Origin of the sequence: Thiomicrorhabdus sp. (assembly GCF_963662555.1) — a bacterium.
GTDB lineage: Bacteria > Pseudomonadota > Gammaproteobacteria > Thiomicrospirales > Thiomicrospiraceae > Thiomicrorhabdus.
Map to the genome: position 1 here is coordinate 808,993 of NZ_OY759719.1, position 25,450 is coordinate 834,442.

General features: G+C 39.7%; 20 protein-coding genes and 4 tRNA genes. 16 read left to right on the forward strand and 8 right to left on the reverse strand.

Annotated elements, in window-relative coordinates:
* Positions 1-94: 94 nt before the first annotated feature.
* From ACORJQ_RS03355 to trhA, 4 genes are all read right to left on the reverse strand, one after another.
* Positions 95-1,471 (reverse strand): L-serine ammonia-lyase, encoded by a 1,377-nt coding sequence (locus ACORJQ_RS03355; RefSeq protein ID WP_321326011.1) that lies wholly within the window; start codon positions 1,469-1,471, stop codon positions 95-97.
* 178 nt (positions 1,472-1,649) lie between these two features.
* Positions 1,650-2,990 carry an alanine/glycine:cation symporter family protein gene (locus tag ACORJQ_RS03360; RefSeq protein ID WP_321326013.1) on the reverse strand — a complete coding sequence of 447 codons (1,341 nt, stop codon included), beginning with the start codon at positions 2,988-2,990 and terminating at the stop codon, positions 1,650-1,652.
* A 152-nt stretch (positions 2,991-3,142) separates the two neighbouring features.
* Positions 3,143-4,489, reverse strand: coding sequence for an MFS transporter (locus ACORJQ_RS03365; protein WP_321326015.1), 1,347 nt, complete (start codon positions 4,487-4,489; stop codon positions 3,143-3,145).
* Positions 4,490-4,493: 4 nt separating this feature from the next.
* Entirely contained in the window at positions 4,494-5,189 is a 696-nt protein-coding gene (gene trhA / locus ACORJQ_RS03370) for a PAQR family membrane homeostasis protein TrhA (protein WP_321326017.1), read from the reverse strand.
* Positions 5,190-5,429: 240 nt separating this feature from the next.
* Between trhA and dut the strand changes: the two genes are divergently transcribed.
* Positions 5,430-5,891 carry a dUTP diphosphatase gene (dut, locus tag ACORJQ_RS03375; protein WP_321326020.1) on the forward strand — a complete coding sequence of 154 codons (462 nt, stop codon included), beginning with the start codon at positions 5,430-5,432 and terminating at the stop codon, positions 5,889-5,891.
* A gap of 116 nt (positions 5,892-6,007) precedes the next feature.
* Positions 6,008-6,424, forward strand: coding sequence for an OsmC family protein (locus ACORJQ_RS03380; RefSeq protein ID WP_321326021.1), 417 nt, complete (start codon positions 6,008-6,010; stop codon positions 6,422-6,424).
* A 179-nt stretch (positions 6,425-6,603) separates the two neighbouring features.
* On the opposite strand, the gene ACORJQ_RS03385 is transcribed toward ACORJQ_RS03380, so the two are convergent.
* Positions 6,604-6,966 (reverse strand): DUF805 domain-containing protein, encoded by a 363-nt coding sequence (locus tag ACORJQ_RS03385; protein WP_321326023.1) that lies wholly within the window; start codon positions 6,964-6,966, stop codon positions 6,604-6,606.
* Between the two features lie 291 nt (positions 6,967-7,257).
* Between ACORJQ_RS03385 and ACORJQ_RS03390 the strand changes: the two genes are divergently transcribed.
* Positions 7,258-8,226 (forward strand): zinc transporter ZntB, encoded by a 969-nt coding sequence (locus ACORJQ_RS03390; protein WP_321326025.1) that lies wholly within the window; start codon positions 7,258-7,260, stop codon positions 8,224-8,226.
* A 77-nt stretch (positions 8,227-8,303) separates the two neighbouring features.
* Here ACORJQ_RS03390 and ACORJQ_RS03395 read toward each other — a convergent pair whose 3' ends face one another.
* The 3 genes from ACORJQ_RS03395 to ACORJQ_RS03405 form a co-directional block, all read right to left on the reverse strand.
* Positions 8,304-9,374 carry a peptidase M42 gene (locus tag ACORJQ_RS03395; RefSeq protein WP_321326027.1) on the reverse strand — a complete coding sequence of 357 codons (1,071 nt, stop codon included), beginning with the start codon at positions 9,372-9,374 and terminating at the stop codon, positions 8,304-8,306.
* A gap of 162 nt (positions 9,375-9,536) precedes the next feature.
* A complete protein-coding gene (locus ACORJQ_RS03400) occupies positions 9,537-10,835 on the reverse strand; it encodes an adenosylmethionine--8-amino-7-oxononanoate transaminase (RefSeq protein WP_321326029.1) in 1,299 nt (432 codons plus the stop codon).
* A 71-nt stretch (positions 10,836-10,906) separates the two neighbouring features.
* Complete coding sequence (locus tag ACORJQ_RS03405) at positions 10,907-11,659, reverse strand: pseudouridine synthase (RefSeq protein ID WP_321326030.1); 753 nt, start codon at positions 11,657-11,659, stop codon at positions 10,907-10,909.
* A gap of 280 nt (positions 11,660-11,939) precedes the next feature.
* Between ACORJQ_RS03405 and ACORJQ_RS03410 the strand changes: the two genes are divergently transcribed.
* The 13 genes from ACORJQ_RS03410 to rpoC all read left to right on the forward strand — a co-directional run bounded on the left by ACORJQ_RS03410 (position 11,940) and on the right by rpoC (position 25,374).
* A tRNA-Tyr gene (locus tag ACORJQ_RS03410) sits at positions 11,940-12,024 on the forward strand.
* Between the two features lie 5 nt (positions 12,025-12,029).
* Positions 12,030-12,104 (forward strand) — tRNA-Gly (locus ACORJQ_RS03415).
* 63 nt (positions 12,105-12,167) lie between these two features.
* A tRNA-Thr gene (locus tag ACORJQ_RS03420) sits at positions 12,168-12,243 on the forward strand.
* A gap of 59 nt (positions 12,244-12,302) precedes the next feature.
* On the forward strand, positions 12,303-13,493 hold the full coding sequence (tuf, locus tag ACORJQ_RS03425; protein WP_321326031.1) for an elongation factor Tu: 1,191 nt from the start codon (positions 12,303-12,305) through the stop codon (positions 13,491-13,493).
* A gap of 72 nt (positions 13,494-13,565) precedes the next feature.
* A tRNA-Trp gene (locus tag ACORJQ_RS03430) sits at positions 13,566-13,642 on the forward strand.
* A gap of 63 nt (positions 13,643-13,705) precedes the next feature.
* Positions 13,706-14,089, forward strand: a complete 384-nt coding sequence (gene secE, locus ACORJQ_RS03435) for a preprotein translocase subunit SecE (RefSeq protein WP_321326033.1) — start codon at positions 13,706-13,708, stop codon at positions 14,087-14,089.
* Position 14,090: 1 nt separating this feature from the next.
* Complete coding sequence (gene nusG / locus ACORJQ_RS03440) at positions 14,091-14,624, forward strand: transcription termination/antitermination protein NusG (RefSeq protein ID WP_321326035.1); 534 nt, start codon at positions 14,091-14,093, stop codon at positions 14,622-14,624.
* A 55-nt stretch (positions 14,625-14,679) separates the two neighbouring features.
* The gene (rplK, locus tag ACORJQ_RS03445; protein ID WP_321326037.1) at positions 14,680-15,108 is read left to right on the forward strand and encodes a 50S ribosomal protein L11; all 429 of its coding nucleotides are present in this window, start codon (positions 14,680-14,682) and stop codon (positions 15,106-15,108) included.
* A gap of 4 nt (positions 15,109-15,112) precedes the next feature.
* A complete protein-coding gene (rplA, locus tag ACORJQ_RS03450) occupies positions 15,113-15,802 on the forward strand; it encodes a 50S ribosomal protein L1 (protein WP_321326039.1) in 690 nt (229 codons plus the stop codon).
* Positions 15,803-15,990: 188 nt separating this feature from the next.
* Positions 15,991-16,491, forward strand: coding sequence for a 50S ribosomal protein L10 (gene rplJ / locus ACORJQ_RS03455; protein ID WP_321326040.1), 501 nt, complete (start codon positions 15,991-15,993; stop codon positions 16,489-16,491).
* Positions 16,492-16,544: 53 nt separating this feature from the next.
* Positions 16,545-16,916 (forward strand): 50S ribosomal protein L7/L12, encoded by a 372-nt coding sequence (gene rplL, locus ACORJQ_RS03460; protein ID WP_321326042.1) that lies wholly within the window; start codon positions 16,545-16,547, stop codon positions 16,914-16,916.
* 175 nt (positions 16,917-17,091) lie between these two features.
* Positions 17,092-21,150 (forward strand): DNA-directed RNA polymerase subunit beta, encoded by a 4,059-nt coding sequence (gene rpoB / locus ACORJQ_RS03465; RefSeq protein WP_321326043.1) that lies wholly within the window; start codon positions 17,092-17,094, stop codon positions 21,148-21,150.
* Positions 21,151-25,374 (forward strand): DNA-directed RNA polymerase subunit beta', encoded by a 4,224-nt coding sequence (gene rpoC / locus ACORJQ_RS03470; protein WP_321326045.1) that lies wholly within the window; start codon positions 21,151-21,153, stop codon positions 25,372-25,374. It abuts the gene before it with no gap.
* Positions 25,375-25,450: the final 76 nt, after the last annotated feature.

The following is a 25,450-nucleotide window of genomic DNA, read 5'->3' on the forward strand; positions in this document are numbered from 1 at the left end:
TTAATCTATTGGCTTGGGGTTTTTTAGGTTTTAGTTTCTCTTGATGATATCTAATGATTTGGTCAAGATAGGTAAAATGATTGGGCTGAGTTAATCAACACTCCACCCAGGTAACGGCTAATCCTCCTAAAGAGGTCTCTTTGTATTTATGAGACATCTCGTCGCCAGTTTTTTTCATAGCTTCAATACAACTATCTAAAGACATAATGTGTTCACCGCTCTCACGCAGTGCGATTGATGAAGAGGTGTAGGCTTTAATTGCACCAAAACCATTACGTTCAATACAAGGTACTTGCACCAAACCTTTTACAGGGTCACAGGTCATACCTAAGTGATGTTCTAAAGCCATCTCGGCAGCTTGCTCAATTTGTTCAGGGATTCCCCCTTTTGCCGCACATAACCCAGCCGCAGCCATGGCTGATGCCGAACCTACTTCACCCTGACAACCGACTTCTGCTCCAGAAATAGAGCTATTGTGTTTAATTAATCCACCAATCGCGGCTGCGGTAAGTAAAAAAGTTTTTACCTGTTCAAATGTGCCGTTTTCATGATGTACAAAGTAGTATAAAACAGCAGGAATTACGCCTGCGGCACCGTTCGTTGGAGCGGTAACCACCATATGGCCTGCGGCATTTTCTTCATTTACGGCCATGGCATAAGCACATAGCCAGTCATTTACATTGCCTGTTCTAGATTCTTTTTGTAGTTGGGTAAAAAGGTTTTTGGCTCGACGTTTTACATTTAACCCGCCTGGTAAGATACCCTCAGCAGCTAAGCCGTTTTCAACACACGTTTGCATGGCATGCCAAATAGCGTTTAATTTTTTGTCTATTTGTTTATCTGATAAATGCTCTTTTTCATTTGTAATTTTCATCTCAGCAATGGATTTTTGATGGCTATTAGAAAGTTTTAACATTAACTCTGCATTATTAAACGGAAATGGAAATAGCTTTGCAGGTTCACCTTTAATTGGGGCTTCAATAGAACCGATTTCATTTACCGTTGTAATAAAACCACCACCAATAGAGAAGTAGATTTCCATATGGATACGCTGATCATTTTCATCTAAACATTCCATAATCATGCCGTTTGGATGCTGAAACAGAGGTTCTTTGTAGTCAAAAACAATATCGCGTTCTGGATCAAATAGTATTTCTTTGCTTAATTGAGCGATAGGTGTTGGTTCTTTAAGCTGAGTAAGCAAAATGGGGATGTCTACATTAATCAAGTTTTCAGGTTTATAACCGTGAGCACCCAATAAAACGGCACTATCTGTCGCATGACCATGACCTGTAAAGGCTAAAGAACCTTTTAAGGTGCATCTGATTCGGGCAATTTTTAAGTCAGGATTTTGATTAAGTTTTGAGCTGACAAGGTCAATATAATTTTGAGCCGCAATCATAGGTCCCATAGTATGAGAGCTAGAAGGGCCAACTCCAATTTTAAAAATATCAAAAACGCTAATAAACATAGTCAGAATTCATCAATTAAATTTAGTAAATGAAAGTTTATGTTACACCTAAAAAATAACTCAAATACAACAAACTTTTATAGTAATTATAAGATCTGGTAAATGTCATAGGTAAGCCTGCTACATTTGCAAAATAGCAGGCTTTTGAGAAAAGATTTGATCTTTGTTTTTGGAATAGCTAAGGTTTTGCTTGCATAGAGAGTTTGACAATAATTGGCGAAAGTACCAATAAGGCAATTAAGTTTGGTATCGCCATAAGGGCATTCAGTACATCTGCAAGAATTAATACGGTATTAAAGTAGTCAGATAACGCAGCACCAGCAAAAACCGCAATTACCCATAACACTCGGTAACCAGTAATCACTTTTGTTCCTGCAATATATTCGGCACAACGTTCACCATAATAACTCCAACCAAGTAAGGTAGTAAAAGCAAAAATAGCCAAGCCTACAGCAACCACAATGGCACCAAAATCAGAATCTAAACCTACATTAAATGCCATTGCGGTTAAGGGTGAACCTGTTTCGCCACTTTGCCAGACACCAGTCACCATAATCACCAAAGCGGTCATGGTGCAGATAATGATGGTATCGATAAAGGTACCGAGCATAGCAATGTGACCTTGTTTTACAGGGTCTTTGGTTTTTGCAGCGGCATGTGCAATAGGAGCTGTTCCCAAACCTGCTTCATTAGAAAATACCCCACGGGCAACTCCAAACTGAATGGCTAAAATAATACTTGCTCCAGCAAAACCACCTGCTGCTGCACTACCAGTAAAAGCACTTTGTACTATAGTGCTGATTGCTCCTGGTAGAGCATCAGCATGCATAATTAATATATAAACAGCAAAAAGAATATAAAGCAAAGCCATAATTGGCACCAATGCTGTGGCTGTTTTAGCAATACGTTGAATGCCTCCAAACAAGACCAGGCCTACTAAAACCATAAGAACCAGGCCTGTTATTTGATTGTTAATATGAAATGCCGTCTCCATGGCTCCAGCAACAGCATTGGCTTGTACCATGTTTCCAATACCGAAAGCGGCAATAGTACCAAACAGAGCAAACGCAAAACCTAGCGGTTTCCCTTTTTCACCCATACCATTTTTAATGTAGTACATTGGGCCACCAACATGGCGACCATCTTCATCAATTTCACGATATTTAACCGCTAGCACCGCTTCACTGTATTTGGTGGCCATACCAACTATTGCCGTCACCCACATCCAAAAAATCGCACCTGGCCCACCAATAAATAAGGCTGCGGCAACACCTGCAATGTTACCTGTACCCACTGTGGCCGCCATGGCAGTCATTAGGGCACTAAATGGACTAATATCACCGTCCTCTTTTGATTTGCGGCTTTTCCACAGTAAGCTAAAAGCGTAAAAAAGGTGACGAAGTGGCAAAAACTTTAAACGAATGGTTAAAAATATCCCCGTACCTAATAACAGTACTAGCATAGCTGGCCCCCAGGCCAAGCTGCTCGCGGTAGAAAGAATGCTGTTGATGTTTTCCATAAAGGTCTCAAATAGTGTGTGTTTGTTGATTAAGTTACCTAGCTTGGGCAGTAAAGTCGAGTAAAAATGTTTTGTTGAGTGATAGAAAATTTGTTTGAAGATACGCAGCCCAAAAATGCTGCTTGTATATGTATGTGTCTAAATTAGCTTTATTAAACACTAACTTCTTTAAGTCTAAAGTTCCACCAGGCCGCAAAAATAGCCAATAAGCTAAGAAGTAAAATGACAAACTGAATAGAAACAGTATCGGCTAAGATTCCAACTAAACCACCTGTAAGCATGGCGATACCAATTACCGTGTTGCTTAACGCTACATAAGTGGCTCGTGTTTTTTCATTGGCAAGGTCAACTAGGTAAATTTTTCGACCAAGTCGAACACCGCCATGAAAAACGGTTACCGCAAAGAAGAATAAAGCGTGAGTAAGAGGATGTGTTAACCAATCACTATTAAGCTCAACTAAACTAAAAAGAGTAATGCCAATAAGACCTGTACCTAAAGAGGCTAGTGCCATAACTACACGGCTTGAGCGGTCACCAAGTTTACCCCAAAGTGGGGCACTGACCATACTAGCAACACCACTACTTATAATGAGCATGCCTAAACCTGTCAGTTGTTGAGCACTGTATTGTTGGGCTAATAAAATATAAAAGGGTGGTACTAAGGCACTGCTTAATAGAAGAATGCGACCAATAACGTAATGCCTGAATGGTTTATCTGTTTTAAGCAATACAAAGCTTTTTATGGCAGTTTGTATCGCATTGCCACCACCTTCAGTGGCTCCGTCATGCTCTTCAATGGCACTAAAAAAGAATAAACTTATAAACCATAATATTCCACCTAGTAAAAGCAGAAAGGCAAGTAACTCAATGGGAGGTGTAGCATTAAAAAATTCAATATATATACCAACGGCTAGGGTGGCTATGCCTGCAAGTCCTGCACTTATTCCCATTAATACACCACGTTTGCCTTTTGAAACCGTTTTGCCTAAAACATCTTTCGCGGATACTGAGCATAAGCCTCTCGCTAAACTAAAAATTACCAAAGCAATCAGTAAAGCCCAACCAGCAATAGCCCCGCTAAAAGAGATTGCCGTGACCGACATTAACAAAAGTGCAAGTCCAGACAGCCCCGCACCCAACAGCCAAACCCCTTTTCGTTTTGGACGATTGCGAACAGCGGCGGCTACAAATAGCTGCGGTAAAAGTACCCCAGATTCACGAATAGGAACTAAAAACCCCACCATGGCAGAGGGAGCTCCTAAAGCTCCCATTAACCAAGGTAATATGAGTTTTGCACTGGCGAGTTCGTCGGCAACTTTGCCAAGAAAGTTGGCAATTAAATAGGCAAAAAAGTTTTTTGGCTGATGTTTGCAGGCCTGCTCGGGTATCTCCTTACAAACACGAGAATCTTCATCACCAGTGATTAGCTCATACGCTTTAGTAACCACGGGTGTTGAATGATTATGTTCAAATTTCTGGTTTGAGTCATTTGAACTCATCTCATTATCCCTGTACCGAAGGTATGACATAGACAGGGCTGGCATACCACACTGCAAAAAAATGACTGATGCTACCTCCTAATACAAACAAGTGCCATAAGAAATGTCCGTAATTAACCCGAGAGTCTGTTAGGTAAAACACCATGCCCAAACTGTAAGAGATACCACCTGTGACTAGCCAGAACATACCGGTGCTTGATAGATTATTGATTAAAGGTTCAATCGCAATGACAATTATCCATCCCATAACTAAGTAGAGAATATTGTCAAAAATTGGCCGATTCATCGCCCCACCAAAAATTTTTAAGCTAATACCTAGTGCAGCTAACCCCCAGGTAATACCAAATATCGACCAACCCCAACCGCCTGTTAATACACCTAAAGTAAACGGGGTATAAGTGCCGGCAATTAATAGAAATATCATTGAGTGGTCAATAATCTGAAAGGCATCTTTTAACCGACCATTTGGGGTTGCATGGTAGAGCGTTGATCCTAAATAGAGCAATATCATGCTAGCGGTAAAAATGCATACCCCAATAATGTAACCAGTGTGTTCGCTATGTATGGCATGCAGAATTAAAAACGGAGTACCAAATAGTATTGCTAATAAACCTAGTCCATGACTAAGGCTGTTGGCTAATTCTTCTCTAGATGTTTGTAATCTATTTAGGGCGTTTTGTGCTGTATGAATTTTAAACATAACGCTTCCTTAACAAGTATGTGCTGTTTAAAAGTGTAATTAAAATTACAGTGATAGTAATCCTGGTGAAACTCAGTGTAAAGGATTACAAAGCTTTATCCAATTTTGCTTGTTAAAAAGCATCGTCTTGCAGAGAGTGAGTCATGTAAAATAAGCTCTATCCTAGTCATGCCAGATAGTTTTAAGCCATAGCGTTAATCTGTTGCTGCGGTAAAAAGTTAAATAATAGAGGAGTAAATAATGACCATTCAAGTTGAATATAAAATTTTGGACAAACGCTTAGGTAATGAAATTGAAATGCCACATTACGGTACTAAAGGTTCAGCAGGTTTAGATTTACGTGCTTGTCTTGATGAAGATATGACAATTGAACCTGGTCAAACGGTTTTGATTCCTACTGGCATGGCCATTCATTTAGATGATGCAGGCTTGGCTGCTATGATTTTGCCGCGTTCAGGTTTAGGGCATAAGCACGGAATTGTATTAGGGAATTTGGTGGGCTTAATCGATTCTGATTACCAAGGTCCATTAATGGTCTCGGTATGGAATCGTGGCGATACACCTTATAAGGTAGAAGTAGGTGAAAGAATTGCCCAAATGGTGATTGTGCCGGTTTTACAGCCCGTCTTTACTGAGGTACAAGAGTTTGGCGATGTGACAGAAAGAGGCCAAGGTGGTTTTGGTTCAACAGGTATCAAGTAGCAGGTAGCAAGTAAGGCTTGGTTTTTTATTATTTGCTAGATAAATCGCTGAGATTGCGAAAGCTAAATAATTTCACTATTATCATTACTATAATTCAGAATTTATAAGGAAAAAGCATGAGTATTAAAATTGAATGGAAAGGCAAGAAAGCGTTTGAAGCGACTTCATCAACAGGCCATAAAGTGATGATGGATGCCTCTAAGGAAGTGGGTGGTGAAGATCGTGGTTCTCGCCCGATGGAACTGTTGTTGATGGGATTAGGTGGTTGTTCTGGAATTGATGTCATGATGATGTTAGAAAAAGGCAAGCAAGATGTGAAAGATTGTCAAATGGAAGTGACCTCTGAACGTGCTGATGCTGTGCCTGCGGTTTACACTAAAATTCACCTACATTTTAAAGTGACTGGTACAGACCTAAATGAGAAGAAAGTTGCTAGAGCGGTTGAATTATCAGCGGATAAATACTGTTCAGTTTCTAAGATGCTTGAAAAAACAGCAGAAATGACACATAGCTATGAGATTATTGAAGGGTAATTTCTAGGGGGTTCTTTATGGTTGCTTCTGTATGAATACTTCTTTATAAGTAATTCATGAACAGCTACATGCTGATTTGGTTTGAGAAGTTATGTTTTGTTTCATTGAACTCAATATATGATATTAAGTTCAATGAAAAGTTAGCTGAAATGATCGGCTAATTTATTTAGCGATTACACCTAATATTTGATGCTCTCCCCATATTCATTTGCTTGTCTTTCACTGTCTAAGAGCGTAAAGATAAGAATGACAATCGCTCCAATCAATGGAATGAAAATCAGTAAAATCCACCAACCTGAACGACCAGTATCATGTAGTCTTCTTGCAAGTATGGCAATAGATGGGATCAGCAAAGCAAGGCTGTATATAATAGTTAATATTCCTTCTCCAAACTCTCCAAGCGTTAATCCGAGAGCATTTTCTAACACAGATAGAATGATATAGAAAATGATATAGAACAGATAAAACATCCAATATTGTTGACGCGTTGCTCGGCCTGTAAATGTTGCGTAATTTTTAATAGCATCGATAAAAAAATTCACAAGTTATCCTCTTAATATTTTTATTTAGTACGCTCAATAGCGTATATGTATAGTACGTATTGCTTGATTCACTGTCAATTTATAAGAAAGGTTTAACTTGGTTTGCTTTGATATATTTAAATTCAATAGAGCATGACTCTCTTTGGGATATAGGTTTCTTGTACTTTCGATTTTAAAATGCTAGAAAAAAAACATTAACTAGGGCATAGTTGTGCAAAATAATGACTTTATTTTTACCAGGCCTGGTAAAAAGTTATTAAGTTAATACAGTTGCTAATTAAGGATTTGAGCATGTCAGAAGGTTTGATTCATGGCTTGTTGTTGGATGGCCAAGGTGGAGCAAAGTCTCTAAGCTGGTCAGAAATTAAAAACTGGAACCCCTCTAAAGGAGAACTATGGTTACACATGGATTACAGTGTGTACCATGTTAAAGAGTGGCTTTTTCATGAGAGTCATTTAGATATTTCAGTAGCAGAAACCTTGCTGAGCAATGAGTCTCGTCCCAGATTTAGCATGCTCGATCCAGGGGTTTTGATGGCCTGGCGAGGTGTGAACCTCAATCCAACAGCTGATCCAGAAGACATGGTGGCAATTCGATTATGGCGAGAAGAAGGGCGGCTTATTTCTACTTTAAGACGCGATTTAATGGCTGTTAATGAAGTGGTGCATGCTTTAGAGAGAGGGCGAGGGCCCGAAACTATTGGTGAATTGTTGATTGAAATTGCAGACAAAATGGTCTGGAAAATTGGTGATGTAGTGAATGACTTTGATGATCATATGTCAGACCTAGAAGGTAAAGTCATTGAAGAAGGAAGGATGGCCTTAAGACTAGAATTAAGTGCAATCCGTAGGCAGATTATTTATTTACGACGTTATATAGGGCCGCAAAAAGAAGCGTTAATGCGTTTTTCTATTGAAAAATTGCCTTGGTTAAGTCAAAACGATCGTATCTTGTTGCGTGAAGTGGTTGATAGGATTACTCGAACCTTAGAAGAGCTTGAGATGTTAAGAGAGCGTGCAGCAGTATCGCAAGAAGAGTTGCAAAATCGCATATCTGAAGAGTTAAATAGCCGAATGTATGTGCTATCAGTGATTACCGCTATCTTTTTGCCATTAGGATTTTTAACAGGCCTGTTAGGAATTAACGTTGGCGGAATCCCTGGTTCGGATAATCCCGAAGCTTTTCGCTATTTTGTGATTGGTTTAGTCGTGTTAATTATTTCTCAACTGGCGCTATTCAAATGGCGAAAATGGTTTTAACCGCCGTTTTGGTTAAAACCATTTAAAGCTGTTATTGAGTTACCAGGCCTGCTAATCCTTTTGGTCCTTTTTCTAGGCTATTCTTCAATATCATCTTGAATGTCAGCAATTTGCATAATCAAACGTATAAAAGACTGCACCGCTTCTAAAGAGGCGGTTTCATTCATGGTGTGATAGCCAGTGGTAGGGATTTGAATGGTGGTACCATGCACTAAACCTTGAGAGTTGGCAGTGATTCTACCTAACTCGGTACGTCCAAGCCCTTGTGGTTTTTGCCCATTTAAGCTCGATGTTTGATTAAGTTGCTCAATGTAGTGATCTTTGAAGCTAAACGGAATCTCTAATTGAGCACAGTGTTGAACAACGGCTTGTGTGGTTTCAATATTAAATTCGGCATGTTCATCGCGGTTACGTAACACAATATGTTGTTTATCAGCTTCTTCACGATTTTTGTATGGGCTTGTGTCTAATACATAAAGTTCATTGGTTGAGTTACCAAAACGGCGGAACCACTCCAATAGATAACGCCAGCTTCCGCCGCACTCTTCTTCAGCTGTAAAGAAAGCCGTTCCTTGATAACCTAAACTAAATAAATGAACCAAAACTGCAGCCGTTAAAACGTTATCTAATTGACCTGATAACAGACCTTCTTCAGATTTTAATTTATCTAAAAATCCAACTGGCGTTCCAGCCACAACGTGCTCTAAACCTTCAACCTCAAAAATTAAGTTATTACGAAACTCACAAATATAAGCGTTATTGATTGTTCCTGTGCCGCGATAAGCTCCCGACCAAGGTTCATAAGCCAAAACAGGCGTTTGGTCAAAACGGTTCATTAACGTGAACTTAAGTTCATCACTGATTGAGTTATCAAATAAAGTGCCAATTTTGCCAGTGATAAAAGCGGCAAACTGAAATTCATTAGGCCCGGTACAAATTAAACCATGACGGTCAATATGACTAGAGAACATACAGCTTTCAGGGTCATTACCTTGAGCAACCAAAACACCTTCATACCAAGTGACTTTAGCCCCACGCTCTTCTAGCTCGCGTTGTAATACTCTAAAAAATGAGTGTTCAGCACCCACAACGCTCGGCTGGCGAATTAAAGATTTGAGTAAGTCGATGAATTCATCAAAGTGTTCCATTTGGTCTCTCCAAGTTAGAGTAGACATGGCAGAATAATAAGGTTCTGTTGCGTCAATTGATTTAAAGCAAGGCTTTATAAATAAGAGTTTAAGCTCACGAAATTTTGATTTTAATCTGTATTTATTAAAACGCGAGCTTTTTTAAATATTGGATGGGGATTTTTAAATTAAACTGCTTTCAATTGATTTTATTAAGCCATTGGTTAAGCTTTCTAGTTGTGTTTGAGGAATATTATAAGCAGGCATGGTATAGATAAGTTTGCCAAAAGGTCTTATCCAAACGCCGTTTTCTATAGCGGCAGCTTGAATGTCTGCTCCTAAATCATTTCTTTCTAATTCAATGACACCAATTGCACCCAGAACTCGCACATCTTTTACGCCCTCTAGCTTTTTTAGTGGTAATAGAGTTTCATTAAAATGTGTCTCAATACGTTGAATATTATCCTGCCAAGGCGAGGCCATTAATACATCAATATTGGCAATCGCCGCTCGGCAAGCAAGAGGGTTGGCCATGTAGGTTGGGCCGTGTGCCAATATACCTGGTTGGCCTTGACTAATAGTTTCACTGATTTTACTAGTGGCTAAGGTCGCCGCTAAAGTGATATGTCCGCCTGTTAATGTTTTACCTAAAGTTAGAATATCTGGTGAAATATCAGCCCATTCACAGGCAAACAGTTTGCCAGTACGGCCAAACCCAGTGGCAATTTCATCGGCAATCAGTAACACATCAAATTCATCGCACAATTGTCTAACCTGTTTCAAATAGTCAGGGCGGTAAAAACGCATACCACCAGCTCCTTGTACAATCGGCTCAATCGTTACTGCGGCGATTTCATTATGATGTTCTGCAAGAATGGCTTTGAACTGGGCGATGTCTTGATTGTCTGATTCAATCTCAAACCCCATTTGCGGAGCAGGTGCAAAGAAGTGTTTAGGCAGTAATTCAGAAAATAGACTATGCATGCCATTAACAGGGTCGCAAATGGCCATAGTGGCAAAGGTATCACCGTGATAACCATTTTTAACAGTGAGTAATTTGTTTTTACCAGGCCTGGTTAAACTAATCCAATATTGCATGGCCATTTTAATGGCTACTTCCATGGCGACTGAACCAGAATCAACAAAAAATACTTTTTCCAGGCCTGGGGGTGATAAATCGACTAAACGTTTGGCAAGTTCTATCGCAGGTTCATGTGTAAGACCGCCAAACATGATATGTGGCATGGTATCTATTTGCTCATGCATCGCTTGTTGAATTTTTGGATGATTATAACCATGTAAAGCCGCCCACCAGGATGACATACCATCAACCACCTCACGATCATCTGCAAGTGTAATGATTGATCCTTGAGTCTTTTTCACACCAATCGCAGCAATGGGGTTAGGTAATTTGGCATAAGGGTGCCAAATGTGCTCTTGGTCGTATTGTAATCGTGCATTCCAATCGTTAAATGAATTCATATATTGCTTACTTAGTTGTTCACTTTTAATTATTAAATAGATATTTAGGCTATCTTACCAGGCCTGGTAAATTAGAAATTCAACTTTTCTAAAGCAAGGGTAAAGCTGTTTTCTAGTGGTGCTTGAATCGTCATCGGTTCTAATGTTTGTGGGTGTGTGAATTCAAGAGTGGTAGCGGCTAAATAAAGTCTATGCTGACCAAGCCATTCATTAAAAAAATGGTTGTGGTGTCTATCACCATATTTCACATCACCAATAATAGGATGATGTATATGGTTCATGTGGCGACGCAATTGATGTTTACGCCCAGTTTTAGGTTTAAGTTCTATCAAGGAGTAACGTTGCTGCTCATAGCGACCAATCGTATGTTTCACCGTAGTTTGTCTTAAACAGGTATAGGCTGTCTCAGCCGATTGGGGTTCAAGTTGCTCTCGTTTGAGTTTTTCAGCAATCTTGTCTTTTTTATATTTTAATGCGTGGTCGATATAGCCACTCTCGTCTACCCAGCCTCTGCAAATAGCTTGATAGGTCTTATTAATAGTGTGACTCATAAACTGGTCACTGAGGTTTCTAGCAGTAACAGAGTCCAACGCAAAAAGTAATAATCCTGAGGTTGCTTTGTCTAAACGATGGATAGGGTAAACTTTTTGTCCAATTAGGTCACGAGTGATTTGAACAGCAAACTGGGTTTCGTGTTTATCAATTGGTGAACGATGAACCAACAGGCCTGCAGGTTTGTGAATTGCAACAATATAATCATCTTGGTAGAGGATTTTAAGGTTATGTAATTGGCATTGAGTGAGCATGGTTCTGGTTTCTGACATGTGTTAACAATAAATTTAAAAATTGGAATGTTTTTTATTTTATAGAAAAAATAGCAAACAAACCCTATTTAAGTCTGAAAAAACAACCACCAATAAATAAAAATGAAATAGGGATATTATTGGCTGTTTACAATTAACTTATTGATTGTTAATATTTATTTTCAATTTGGACTATGAACATCTATTGTGGGCTGTGTACTGATTAGTATTTAAATTTAAAATATATTAAATTTAGTGTTGACAGGGTCTAATTAATCTATAAAATACGCACTCACAATTTGGAGGGTTTCCCGAGCGGCCAAAGGGGGCAGACTGTAAATCTGCTGGCTCAGCCTTCGGTGGTTCGAATCCACCACCCTCCACCATATTTGCGGGTATCGTATATTGGCTATTACCTCGGCCTTCCAAGCCGATGAGAGGAGTTCGATTCTCCTTACCCGCTCCATATTTCAAAGGCTTTCTTTGTTAGTTTGTTAATTCAGATTGATGAAGAGGGCCTTTTTAATTTGCTCTTATAGCTCAGTAGGTAGAGCGCATCCATGGTAAGGATGAGGTCATCGGTTCGATTCCGATTAAGAGCTCCAGATTTTAATATTTGCATCGAGCTGTCTTGTACAGTCGCTGCTACTTAGGAGATTGCATCATGGCAAAGGAAAAATTCGAACGCGCGAAATTGCATGTAAACGTTGGTACGATCGGTCACGTTGACCATGGTAAGACAACTCTTACAGCAGCACTAACAATTGTACAAGGTAAGAAGTTTGGTGGGGATATCAAAGATTTCGCATCTATCGATAACGCACCAGAAGAAAGAGATCGTGGTATCACTATCTCAACTTCACACGTTGAATATGAATCAGATACACGTCACTACGCACACGTAGACTGCCCAGGTCACGCCGACTATGTTAAAAACATGATCACTGGTGCTGCACAGATGGACGGAGCAATCCTAGTATGTTCAGCAGCAGACGGACCAATGCCACAGACACGTGAGCACATCCTTCTATCACGTCAGGTAGGTGTACCATACATCGTAGTATTCCTAAACAAAGCTGACATGGTTGACGACGAAGAGCTAATGGAGCTAGTAGAAATGGAAGTTCGTGAACTTCTAGATATGTACGAATTCCCAGGTGACGATACTCCAGTAATCATCGGTTCAGCTACTTTAGCAATCGCTGGTGACGAATCAGAGATCGGTGCTCCTGCTATCGGACGTTTAGTAGACGCTCTAGATGCATACATCCCAGATCCTACTCGTGAAACAGACAAGCCATTCCTAATGCCTGTAGAAGATATCTTCTCAATCCAAGGTCGTGGAACAGTAGCAACTGGACGTGTAGAAACTGGTGTAGTAAAAGTTGGTGAAGAAATCGAAATCGTAGGTATTCGCCCAACTCAAACAACAACAGTTACTGGTGTAGAAATGTTCCGTAAGCTTCTAGACCAAGGTGAAGCTGGTGACAACGTAGGTATCCTATTACGTGGTACTAAGCGTGAAGACATCGAGCGTGGTCAAGTTCTAGCACACAAAGGTTCTGTTACTCCACATACTAAGTTTGAAGCAGAAGTATATGTACTAGGTAAAGATGAAGGTGGACGTCACACTCCATTCTTTAACGGATACCGTCCACAGTTCTACTTCCGTACAACGGATGTAACTGGTGCATGTGAATTACCAGCAGGAACAGAAATGGTAATGCCTGGTGATAACGTACAAATGACTGTAGAGTTAATCAACCCAATCGCGATGTCAGAAGGTTTACGTTTTGCCATCCGTGAAGGTGGACGTACAGTTGGTGCAGGTGTTGTTGCTAAAATTATTGACTAATTTTAGTATTAAATAGCACTTGCTCTAGCAAGAAAAGGGGGGTATAATCCCCTTTTTTTGTGAATACACTTCAGGGGTATAGCTCCAATTGGTAGAGCACCGGATTCCAAATCCGGGTGTTGGGAGTTCGAATCTCTCTACCCCTGCCACATTCCTAACGACCTGCATTTTATTGAAATGCGGGTCGTTTTTAATTTAGCTGATAGATATATATGAGTAAAGAATTAGAAAGTCAAAGTAACTCGAGCTCGCTAGATACCGTAAAGATGGTTTTATCATTATTGGTTTTAGTTGGTTCTTTAGTTGGATATTACATGTTTCCAGATGTTCATCCGGTGATTCGTGTATTAGGCGTTGTTGTTGGTGCAGCAATTGCGATTTTTATTCTTTATCAAACTTCTGTTGGTAAAAGCTGGTTTCATTACCTATCGCTTGCTAAGCGAGAAGTTCGTCAGGTTGTATGGCCTACACGTCCTGAAACTGTGCAGATGACATTAATTGTCTTTGTAGTTGTTATTTTAATGGGTATCTTTTTGTGGTTAGTTGACATGTTCTTTTTATGGGCAGTTAAATTATTAACAGGGCAAGGTGGTTAAGATGGCTCAAAGATGGTATGTCGTACATGCTTATTCAGGTTATGAGAATAAAGTAAAAAATGCACTTGCAGAATATGTTGAGCGTGCAGGGTTGGAAGATTCATTTGGTGAAATCTTAGTTCCTTCAGAAGAGGTTGTTGAGATTCGTGATGGGAAAAAGCGTACTAGTGAGCGTAAATTCTTCCCTGGGTATGTTTTAGTGCAAATGGAAATGAATGAAGATTCATGGCATTTGGTTAAAAGTGTTCCGCAGGTTATGGGTTTCATTGGTGGTACTAGTGATCGTCCGGCACCTATTTCTCAGAAAGAAGTTGATCGTATTTTACAACGTGTAGAAACTAGTGTTGATAAGCCGCGTCCTAAGGTTATTTATGAGCCAGGTGAAATGGTTCGTGTAATAGATGGACCGTTTAAAGAGTTTGAAGCGGTTATTGAAAACGTGGATTACGATAAAAATAAGTTACAAGTTTCTGTATTAATTTTTGGTCGTTCAACTCCGGTTGAACTTGAGTTTACTCAAGTAGAGAAAATTTAATACTTATTTAAGTCTGGGGAGCTGAAAGGCGTTATTACCCGAATAGGAGAAAATCATGGCTAAGAAGATCCAAGCCTATATTAAGTTGCAAGTACCTGCTGGTGCTGCAAACCCTAGTCCACCAGTTGGTCCTGCATTAGGTCAACACGGTGTTAATATCATGGAATTCTGTAAAGCATTTAACGCTCAGACTCAGAGTCTTGAAGCTAAGATGCCTATTCCAGTAGTTATTACTGTATATAGTGATAAAAGTTTTACATTCATTACTAAAACTCCTCCTGCTTCAATCCTTCTTAAGAAGGCTGCTGGTATCAAGAGTGGTTCAGCTATTCCTAACGTAAACAAAGTTGGAACAGTAACTCGTGCGCAGTTAGAAGAAATTGCAAATACTAAAATGGCGGATTTGAACGCTAATGACCTTGACGCTGCAGTAAATATCATTGCTGGTTCTGCGCGTTCAATGGGCTTAGTGGTAGAGGGTTAATAAAATGGCAAAACTAACTAAAAAACAAAAAGTTTGGGCTGAACGCGTTGATCGTAATGCTTCTTATGACCTAGTTGAAGGTATTAACATTGTTAAAGACTTAGCAAATTCTAAATTTGTTGAATCTGTAGATGTTGCTATTCGTTTAGGTATTGATCCACGTAAATCTGATCAGGTTGTTCGTGGTGCAACAGTTATGCCTAATGGTACTGGTAAAACTGTACGTATTGCTGTATTTACTGGTGAAGCTAACCAAGCTGCTGCAAAAGAAGCTGGTGCTGATTTTGTTGGTATGGAAGAGTTAGCTGACGAAATTAAAAAAGGCATGATGGATTTTGACGTTGTAATCGCGTCTCCTGATGCTATGCGTGTTGTTGGTATGTTAGGTCAGGTTCTAGGTCCACGTGGTCTTATGCCTAACCCTAAAACTGGTACTGTAACTCCTGATATAGTTGGTGCTATCAATAATGCTAAAGCTGGTCAAGTTCGTTTCCGTGCTGATAAAGCAGGTATTATTCATGCCTCAATCGGTACTGTTTCTTTTGAAGCTGACAAGCTTAAAGAAAATTTAAATGCCTTAATGGAAGACCTAAACAAAGCTAAGCCAGCTTCTGCAAAGGGTGTTTACGTTAAGAAAGTGACTATTTCTTCTACAATGGGTCCAGGCCTAGTAGTTGATCAGTCAACACTATAATGATGGTTGCACCAATTAATTTGGTGCAGACATTATTTGCGAATCGAGTCTCCTTTATTCCTAATAGGTTGAAAGTGAGTGCTCATCGCAGACCGTAGGCGAGTGTAAAACATACACTCTTAATAGATTTAAGCCTGCGTAGATGGAAGAGTTCAATGTTTTGAGTATTGAACTGTTTTGGAGGTTATATGGCGCTCAATATCGAAGATAAAAAGCTGGTCGTAGAAGAAGTTTCTGCTGTTGTAGCAGGTGCAGGTTCAATGATTACAGCTGAATATCGTGGTTTGACTGTAGAGCAAATGACCCAGTTACGTGCAAAAGCACGTGCGGCAAATGTACAAGTACGTGTTGTTAAAAATACGCTTGCACGTCGTGCGGTAGCTGGTACTAAGTTTGAAGACATGGCGGATACCTTTACAGGTCCTCTAGTGTTTGCATGGTCTGGTGAAGAACTAGGTAATGCTGCACGTGTTTTCAAAGATTTCGCTAAAGATAATGATGCACTTATTGTGAACTCATTATCTATCGGTGAAGGTGTAATGGACGCTAGCCAGCTAGCGGTTGTTGCTGCTCTACCTACTTACGATGAAGCTGTTGCTAAACTTCTATTTGTTATGAAAGAACCTGTTGCTAAGTTGGCTCGTGCCCTTGCAGCGGTTAAAGAACAAAAAGAAGCTGAAGCAGCTTAAATTTTTATTAAACGTTAAATCGTTTTACCCTATTAAATATTTGGAGATTTCAAATGTCTGTATCACAAAATGATATTTTAGAAGCAGTTGCAGCGATGTCTGTAATGGAAGTTGTAGAATTAGTTTCTGCAATGGAAGAGAAATTTGGTGTATCTGCAGCAGCTATGGTTGCTTCAGGTCCTGCTGGTGATGCTGGTGCTGGCGCAGAAGCTCAAACTGAGTTTGATGTTGTTCTTACTGGTGCCGGTGCTAACAAAGTTGCAGCAATCAAAGCTGTACGTGGAGCAACTGGTCTAGGTCTTAAAGAAGCTAAAGAAGCTGTAGAAAGCGCTCCTTTCACTTTGAAAGAAGGTGTTTCTAAAGAAGAAGCTGATGCATTAGCTAACGAGCTTAAAGAAGCTGGTATCGAAGTAGAAGTAAAATAATTCTGCTTTAACCGCTGATTTACAGCATGAAATGGCTGGCGTTTTTGCGTCGGCCTTTTCGTGTTTTTAAAGTGTGTAAAAGTGTGCTAGATATTTTATCGAGCTACCACAGTTTTATGCATTACCGGGTGAAAGAAATTTCGCTCTACTGACAATCTTATCGTCGAGGTAAACGATGACCTATTCTTTAACTGAAAAGAAACGAGTTCGTAAAGATTTTGCAACTCGCCCATCTATTCTTGAAGTACCTTATTTGCTTTCTTTGCAAAAAGGATCTTTTCACGATTTTTTACAAATGGAGAAAAAGCCTGCTGAGCGTGCTCAAGTTGGTCTTCATTCTGCATTTGCTTCAGTATTCCCAATTCATGGTGTAGCAGGTACTGCTGATCTTGAATATGTGAGTTATCACATGGGACAGCCTGAGTTTGATGTAAAAGAGTGTAAGCAGCGTGGTGTGACTTATGCTGCTCCGCTTCGCGTTAAAATGCGTTTAGTTTTATTTGATAAAGACGCTCCGGCTGGAAAACGTCCTGTTAAAGATGTTAAAGAACAGGAAGTTTATTTAGGTGATATTCCTTTAATGACAGATAACGGAACATTTGTTATCAATGGTACTGAGCGTGTAATTGTTACTCAGCTTCACCGTTCACCAGGTGTTATTTTTGATAACGATAAAGGTAAGTCTCACTCTTCTGGTAAGTTGTTGTTTAATGCTCGTATCATTCCTTACCGTGGTTCATGGTTAGATTTTGAATTTGATCATAACGATTGCCTATTTACTCGTATTGACCGTCGTCGTAAATTACCTGTATCTGTATTGTTACGTGCTATGGGTTATTCAAATGAAGATATTCTTGCAAGTTTCCTAGATTCAAATACGATCAAAATCACTAAGAAAGGTTTTGAGCTTCAGTTAGTTGCTGAACAGTTAAAAGGTCAAACAGCTGTGTTTGATATTGAACACGATGGTAAGAAGATTGTTGAAACTGGTAAGAAAATTACGGCACGAACTGTTAAGCAAATTAATGAAGCAGGAATTAAGTCTGTTAAGGTGTCTGCAGATTACCTACTAGGTAAAGTTTTAGCTTCAGGTGTTGTAGATAAAGAGTCTGGTGAATTAGTTGCACGTACTAATGAAGTATTAACCGCTGAGCTTATTGAAAAAATTTCTCATATTAATAAATGTGAAATTAAGATTCTTTATATCGATGAGCTTGAAAACGGTCCTTATATTTCAGATACGCTAAACCTAGATACTACAACTTCTCAGTTGGAAGCTCAGATTGAAATCTACCGTATGATGCGTCCAGGTGAGCCACCAACAAAAGAATCTTCAGAAGCTTTATTTAATAGCTTGTTCTTTGATGATGCTCGTTATGATTTGTCTTCTGTAGGTCGTATGAAACTAAACCGTCGTTTAGGTCGTAAGACTAATGAAGGTAATGTTGTTCTTGAAAAAGAAGATATTATTGATGTATTGCGTGAATTAATTAATATCCGTAACGGTCTATCGACTGTCGATGATATTGATACATTAGGTAACCGTCGTATTCGTGCAGTTGGTGAGATGGCTGAGAATGCTTTCCGTGTAGGTCTTGTGCGTGTTGAACGTGCAGTTAAAGAGCGTTTGAATCAAGCTGAAACAGATGGTCTTTTACCTCAAGATCTTATTAATGCTAAGCCTGTATCTGCTGCAATCAAAGAATTCTTTGGTTCAAGTCAGTTATCACAGTTTATGGACCAAGTTAACCCATTGTCAGAGGTTACTCACAAACGTCGTGTTTCGGCTCTTGGGCCTGGTGGTCTGACTCGTGAGCGTGCTGGTTTTGAGGTGCGTGATGTTCACCCAACTCATTACGGTCGTGTATGCCCAATCGAAACACCTGAAGGGCCAAACATTGGTCTGATCAATACATTAGCTATTTATGCTAAGACAAATGAATATGGATTCTTAGAAACACCATACCGTAAAGTTGTTGATGGTCAGGTGACTGATGAAGTTGAATATGTATCTGCAATTGATGAAGCTCAGTTTGTTATTGCCCAGGCAAGTGCAAATGTTGATGCATCAGGTAAATTTTTAGATAACTTAGTTTCAGCTCGTCATCAAAATGAATTTACATTAGCATCTTCTGCTGATATTAACTATATGGACGTATCGCCTAAGCAGATCGTATCTGTTGCGGCGTCACTTATTCCATTCCTTGAACACGATGATGCTAACCGTGCACTTATGGGTGCTAACATGCAACGTCAGGCTGTTCCAACGTTACGTGCTGATAAGCCATTAGTAGGAACAGGTATTGAAAAAACTGTTGCTATCGATTCAGGTGTAACAGTGGTTGCTGATCGTGGTGGTGAGGTTCTTTCATCTGACGCGGCTCGTATTGTTGTTCGTGTAAATGCTGAAGAAATTAAAGATGGTGAGTCTGGTGTAGATATTTATAACTTAGTTAAATACCAGCGTTCTAACCAAAATACATGTATCAACCAGAAGCCGATTGTAAAAGCGGGTGATGTTGTTGTTCGTGGTGATGTTATGGCGGATGGACCATCTACAGATTTAGGTGAATTGGCTCTTGGTCAAAACATGCGTATCGCATTTATGCCTTGGAATGGTTATAACTTTGAGGATTCAATCCTTGTTTCTGAACGTGTTGTTCAGGAAGACCGTTATACAACAATTCATATCGAAGAGTTAACGTGTTTAGCACGTGATACTAAGCTTGGGCCTGAAGAGATTACTGCGGATATTCCTAACGTTGGTGAGTCAGCTCTAGCTCGTTTAGATGATTGCGGTATTGTTAATGTTGGTGCTGAAGTTAAGCAAGGTGATATTCTTGTAGGTAAGGTTACGCCTAAGGGTGAGACGCAATTAACACCTGAAGAAAAACTACTTCGTGCTATCTTTGGTGAAAAAGCCTCTGACGTAAAAGACACTTCATTACGTGTAACTAAAGGTATTGAAGGAACGGTTATTGACGTTCAGGTCTTTACTCGTGAAGGGATTCAAAAAGATTCACGTGCATTAGCTATTCAAGAAGAAGAATTAGCCAAGGTTCGTAAAGATATTGATGAACAGTTCATTATTCTTCAAGCAGATACGTTAGGTCGTATTAAAACTATGCTAGATGGCAAGAAGCTTGTAGATGGAACTAAGATTGATGAAGCTTACCTTGAAGGTATTGAATCATCAAGATGGTTCTCTTTAAATGTTGATGATGCAGATGTTATGCACCAACTAGAAATGCTTGAAGCCCAACTTAAAGATAGCCGTAAAACCTTCAATGATATGTTTGAAGAGAAGCGCAAGAAGCTTACTCAAGGTGACGATTTGGCACCTGGTGTTTCTAAGATGGTTAAGGTTTATGTTGCGATTAAGCGTCGTATTCAGCCTGGTGATAAGATGGCTGGTCGTCACGGTAACAAAGGTGTTATTTCACGTATTTGCCCTGTTGAAGATATGCCTTATGATGAAACTGGTCGTCCAGTAGATATCTGTCTTAACCCTCTAGGTGTACCATCACGTATGAACGTTGGTCAGATCTTAGAAGTTCACCTAGGTTTAGCGGCAGAAGGTCTTGGTACTAAGATTAATGCCATGCTTGCTCAGCAGGCTGATATTGCTGAAATTCGTGGTTTCTTGAACAAGATTTACAATGACACTCAAGGTCAGCCTGTTGATTTAACTCAGTTCTCTGATGATGAAATCATTGAATTAGCACATAACTTGAAAAAAGGTGTGCCTTTAGCATCTGCAGTTTTTGATGGTGCTTCTGAAGAACAAATCAAGTCTTTACTAAGGCTTGCTGAACTTCCAGAGTCTGGTCAAATGAAATTATTTGACGGCTTAACAGGTGAAGAGTTTGACCGTCCTGTAACAGTTGGTTACATGTACTATCTAAAACTTAACCACTTGGTTGACGATAAGATGCACGCTCGTTCTACTGGTCCATATAGCCTTGTAACTCAGCAGCCTTTAGGTGGTAAAGCTCAGTTCGGTGGACAGCGTTTTGGTGAAATGGAGGTATGGGCACTAGAAGCTTATGGTGCAGCATTTACTCTACAAGAAATGCTAACAGTTAAGTCGGATGACTTAAACGGTCGTACCAGAATGTACAAAAACATTGTGGATGGTAATGAATACATGGAACCTGGTATGCCAGAATCGTTTAGCGTATTACGTAAAGAGATTCGTGCTTTAGGTATTGATATTGAGTTGGAGCAAGACTAAATGAAAGATTTATTAGGATTTCTAAAAAAACAAAACGTATCAAGTGATTTTGATGCGATTAGAGTAACACTTGCTTCACCAGAGAAAATCCGTTCTTGGTCTTTTGGTGAGGTCAAGAAGCCAGAAACAATTAACTATCGTACGTTCAAGCCTGAGCGTGATGGCTTATTCTGTGCAAAAATCTTTGGACCTATTCGTGACTTTGAATGTTTGTGTGGTAAATATAAACGTCTTAAGCACCGTGGTGTAATTTGTGAAAAATGTGGTGTTGAAGTAACTCAATCTAAAGTACGTCGTGAACGTATGGGTCATATTGATCTTGCTACTTCGGTTGCACACATTTGGTTCTTAAAGTCACTACCTTCACGTATCGGTTTAATGTTAGATATGACATTAAAAGAAATCGAAGCTGTCCTTTATTTTGAAGCTTTCATGGTGGTTGACCCAGGTCTTACACCGTTAGAGCCATGGCAGCTATTGACTGAAGAAGAATATCTGGATGCAATGGATGAGCATGGTGATGAGTTTGAAGCACAAATGGGTGCGGAAGCAATCAAGAAAATGCTTCAAGCTATCGATTTGCCTGGCGAAGCTGAGCGTCTACGTGTGGAAATCGACAGTACGAATTCTGAAACTAAACAAAAGAAAATCTCCAAGCGTTTAAAGCTAATTGAATCTTTCTTAGGTTCAGGTAATAAGCCTGAGTGGATGATTTTAGATGTACTTCCAGTTTTACCACCAGAATTGCGTCCATTAGTACCTCTTGATGGTGGTCGTTTTGCTACTTCTGACTTAAACGATTTATACCGTCGAGTTATTAACCGTAATAACCGTCTAAAACGTCTATTAGATTTGATGGCTCCAGATATTATCGTACGTAACGAAAAACGTATGTTACAAGAATCTGTTGACTCTCTATTAGATAACGGTCGTCGTGGTCGTGCCGTAACAGGTACTAACAAACGTCAGCTTAAGTCTCTAGCGGACATGATTAAAGGTAAGCAAGGTCGTTTCCGTCAAAACTTACTTGGTAAGCGTGTTGACTACTCAGGACGTTCTGTAATCGTTGTTGGACCAACTTTACGTTTACACCAGTGTGGTCTTCCTAAGAAAATGGCTCTTGAGTTATTCAAACCATTTATTTTCAGTAAGTTACAGAAGCGTGGACTAGCTCCAACAATTAAAGCTGCTAAGAAAATGGTAGAGCAAGGATTGCCAGAAGTTTGGGACGTTCTTGATGAAGTAATCAGAGAGCATCCAGTACTGCTAAACCGTGCACCAACACTTCACCGTCTTGGTATTCAAGCGTTTGAGCCAGTATTGATTGAAGGTAAAGCGATTAACTTGCACCCATTGGTATGTTCAGCATTCAACGCCGATTTTGATGGTGACCAAATGGCGGTACACGTGCCATTATCACTAGAAGCACAGCTTGAAGCACGTACATTAATGATGTCAACAAACAACTTACTATCACCTGCGAATGGTGATCCAATCATCGTTCCTTCGCAGGATGTTGTATTAGGTTTGTACTACATCACTCGCGAGCGAATTAACTCTATTGGTGAAGGTAAAGCGTTCTCTAACTGGCAAGAAGTTCAGCGTGCAATTGATGCTAAAGCGGTGCATTTACATACAATTATCAAATTACGTATTGTTGAAACAGTGATTGATGATAATGGTGTAGAAACTGTATCGAGCCGTATTGTTGACACTACAGCAGGTCGTGCGTTACTGACTAGAATTTTACCTAAGGGATTAAGTTATGACTTATTAAACTTAAACCTAACAAAGAAAAATATCAGTACTGTACTTAACACTTGTTACCGTGTTTTAGGGCCTAAAGAGACTGTTATTTTTGCTGACCAATTAATGTATGCTGGTTTCAAGTGGTCTACATTAGCGGGTCTGTCTTTCTGTTCAGATGATATGTTAATTCCTGATTCAAAAGCGGGTATTATCGATCGTGCAGAAGCTCAGGTTGAAGAGATTCAAGGGCAGTTCTCACAAGGTCTTGTTACCGAAGGTGAGCGTTATAACAAAGTTGTTGATATTTGGTCACATACTAATGAATTAGTCACCAAGTCAATGATGGAAGAGCTTCAGTTTGAAACCGTTACTGATAAAGAAGGTAATGACGTTAAGCAAACATCATTTAACTCAGTTTATATGATGGCAGACTCAGGAGCTCGTGGATCGGTAGCACAGATGCGTCAGCTTGGTGGTATGCGTGGTCTTATGGCAAAACCTGATGGATCTATCATTGAAACACCAATCACAGCAAACTTCCGTGAAGGTCTAAACGTACTTCAGTACTTTATCTCTACTCACGGGGCTCGTAAAGGTCTTGCCGATACCGCTCTTAAAACAGCAAACTCTGGTTACTTAACTCGTCGTCTTGTAGACGTAGCTCAGGATGTTGTTGTAACTGAAGATGACTGTGGAACAGAAGCCGGTATCAGAATGACTGCTCACGTTGAGGGTGGTGATATTATCGAATCTCTAAAAGATAGAGTATTAGGTCGTATTACCAGTACCGAAGTTGTGACCAAGTCTGGTGACGTGATTGTTGGTAAAGGTGAGCTGATTGATGAGAAGCTAGCTAATTTGATTGATGAAAGTGGTGTGGATCATGTAAATGTTCGTTCACCAATGACTTGTGAAACTAAATTTGGTATTTGTAAGCATTGTTATGGACGTGATTTAGCACGTGGTCACCTAGTAAATATGGGTGAAGCTGTAGGTGTTATGGCTGCACAGTCAATCGGTGAGCCTGGTACACAGCTAACTATGCGTACATTCCATATTGGTGGTACAGCATCTGGTTCAGCTGCCCAAAGTCAAATTGAAGTTAAACACTCTGGTGTCGTTAAGTGGGATAACATCAAAGCAATCAAGAACTCTGATAAACAAATTATTGTTACGTCTCGTTCTGGTGAGGTTTCTGTAAGTGATGAAGCTGGTCGTGAACAAGAGCGTTATAAGATTGCTTATGGTACAACTTTGAATGCAGAAGATGGCGGTAAAATTACTTCTGGTGAGATTCTTGCACAATGGGATCCACACACTCACCCAGTTATCACTGAAGTAGAAGGTAGTATTGCTTTCGGTAACTTTGAAGGAACTGTAGAAGAGCGTGTTGATGAATTAACAGGTTTAACTACTCACGTGGTTAAGGATGCAAAAGAGCGTATGTCTTCTGTAAAAGAGACACGTCCATATATTGCAATTGTTGATACAGCTGGTGAAGCGGTATGCTTTACAGGTACGCAAACTCCTGCTTTATATTACCTACCAGAAAACGGTATTGTTGTTGTACAAGAAGGTGGAAAAGTGGGTGCGGGTGATGTTCTTGCACGTATCCCTCAAGCTTCTTCTAAAAACAAGGATATTACTGGGGGTCTACCTCGAGTGGCTGACTTGTTTGAAGCTCGTCAACCTAAAGAGCCTTCAATCATGGCAGAAGTTTCTGGTGTGGTTGGTTTCGGTAAAGAAACTAAAGGTAAGCAGCGTCTTGTTATTACACAGGATAGCGGTGAACAGTATGAAGCACTTATTCCTAAATGGCGTACAGTTTCAGTCTTTGAGGGTGAGCGTGTAGAACGTGGTGATGTTGTTGTCGATGGTAACCCAAACCCACATGACATCTTACGTTTATTAGGTATTGAAAAATTGGCAGAATACATTGTTGACGAAGTACAAGATGTATATCGTTTACAAGGTGTAAAAATCAATGACAAACATATCGAAACGATTGTTCGTCAAATGTTAAGAAAAGTAGAAGTTAAGAACTCTGGTGATACTGGCCTAATTAAAGGTGAGCAAGCTGAGTACTCAAATGTTCTAGCATTAAATGAAAAAGCTCGTGAAGAAGGTAAAGTAGAAGCAAGTTTTGAACGTGTATTACTTGGTATTACTAAAGCTTCATTAGCGACTGAATCATTTATTTCAGCAGCATCTTTCCAAGAAACAACTCGTGTATTAACAGAAGCCGCAGTAAGTGGTAAACGTGATACTTTAGTTGGTTTGAAAGAAAATGTTATTGTTGGTCGTTTAATTCCAGCAGGTACAGGTTTCGCCTATCACCTAGCTAGAAAAGCAGCCGCAGAAAAATCAATGAACGAGCTTCAAGCATTTATGACTAAAGATAACTCTGAAGTTGTAGAAGATGTTGAAGAAGCAGTAGTTGAAAATGTAATTGAGAATGAAGGGGTTGATGCCTAAGTTAAATAAATTCAAGTAGTTAATGCTTGACTTATTGACTTTAGGTCTCTAAAATCCTCATTCCTAATTTGTAGGT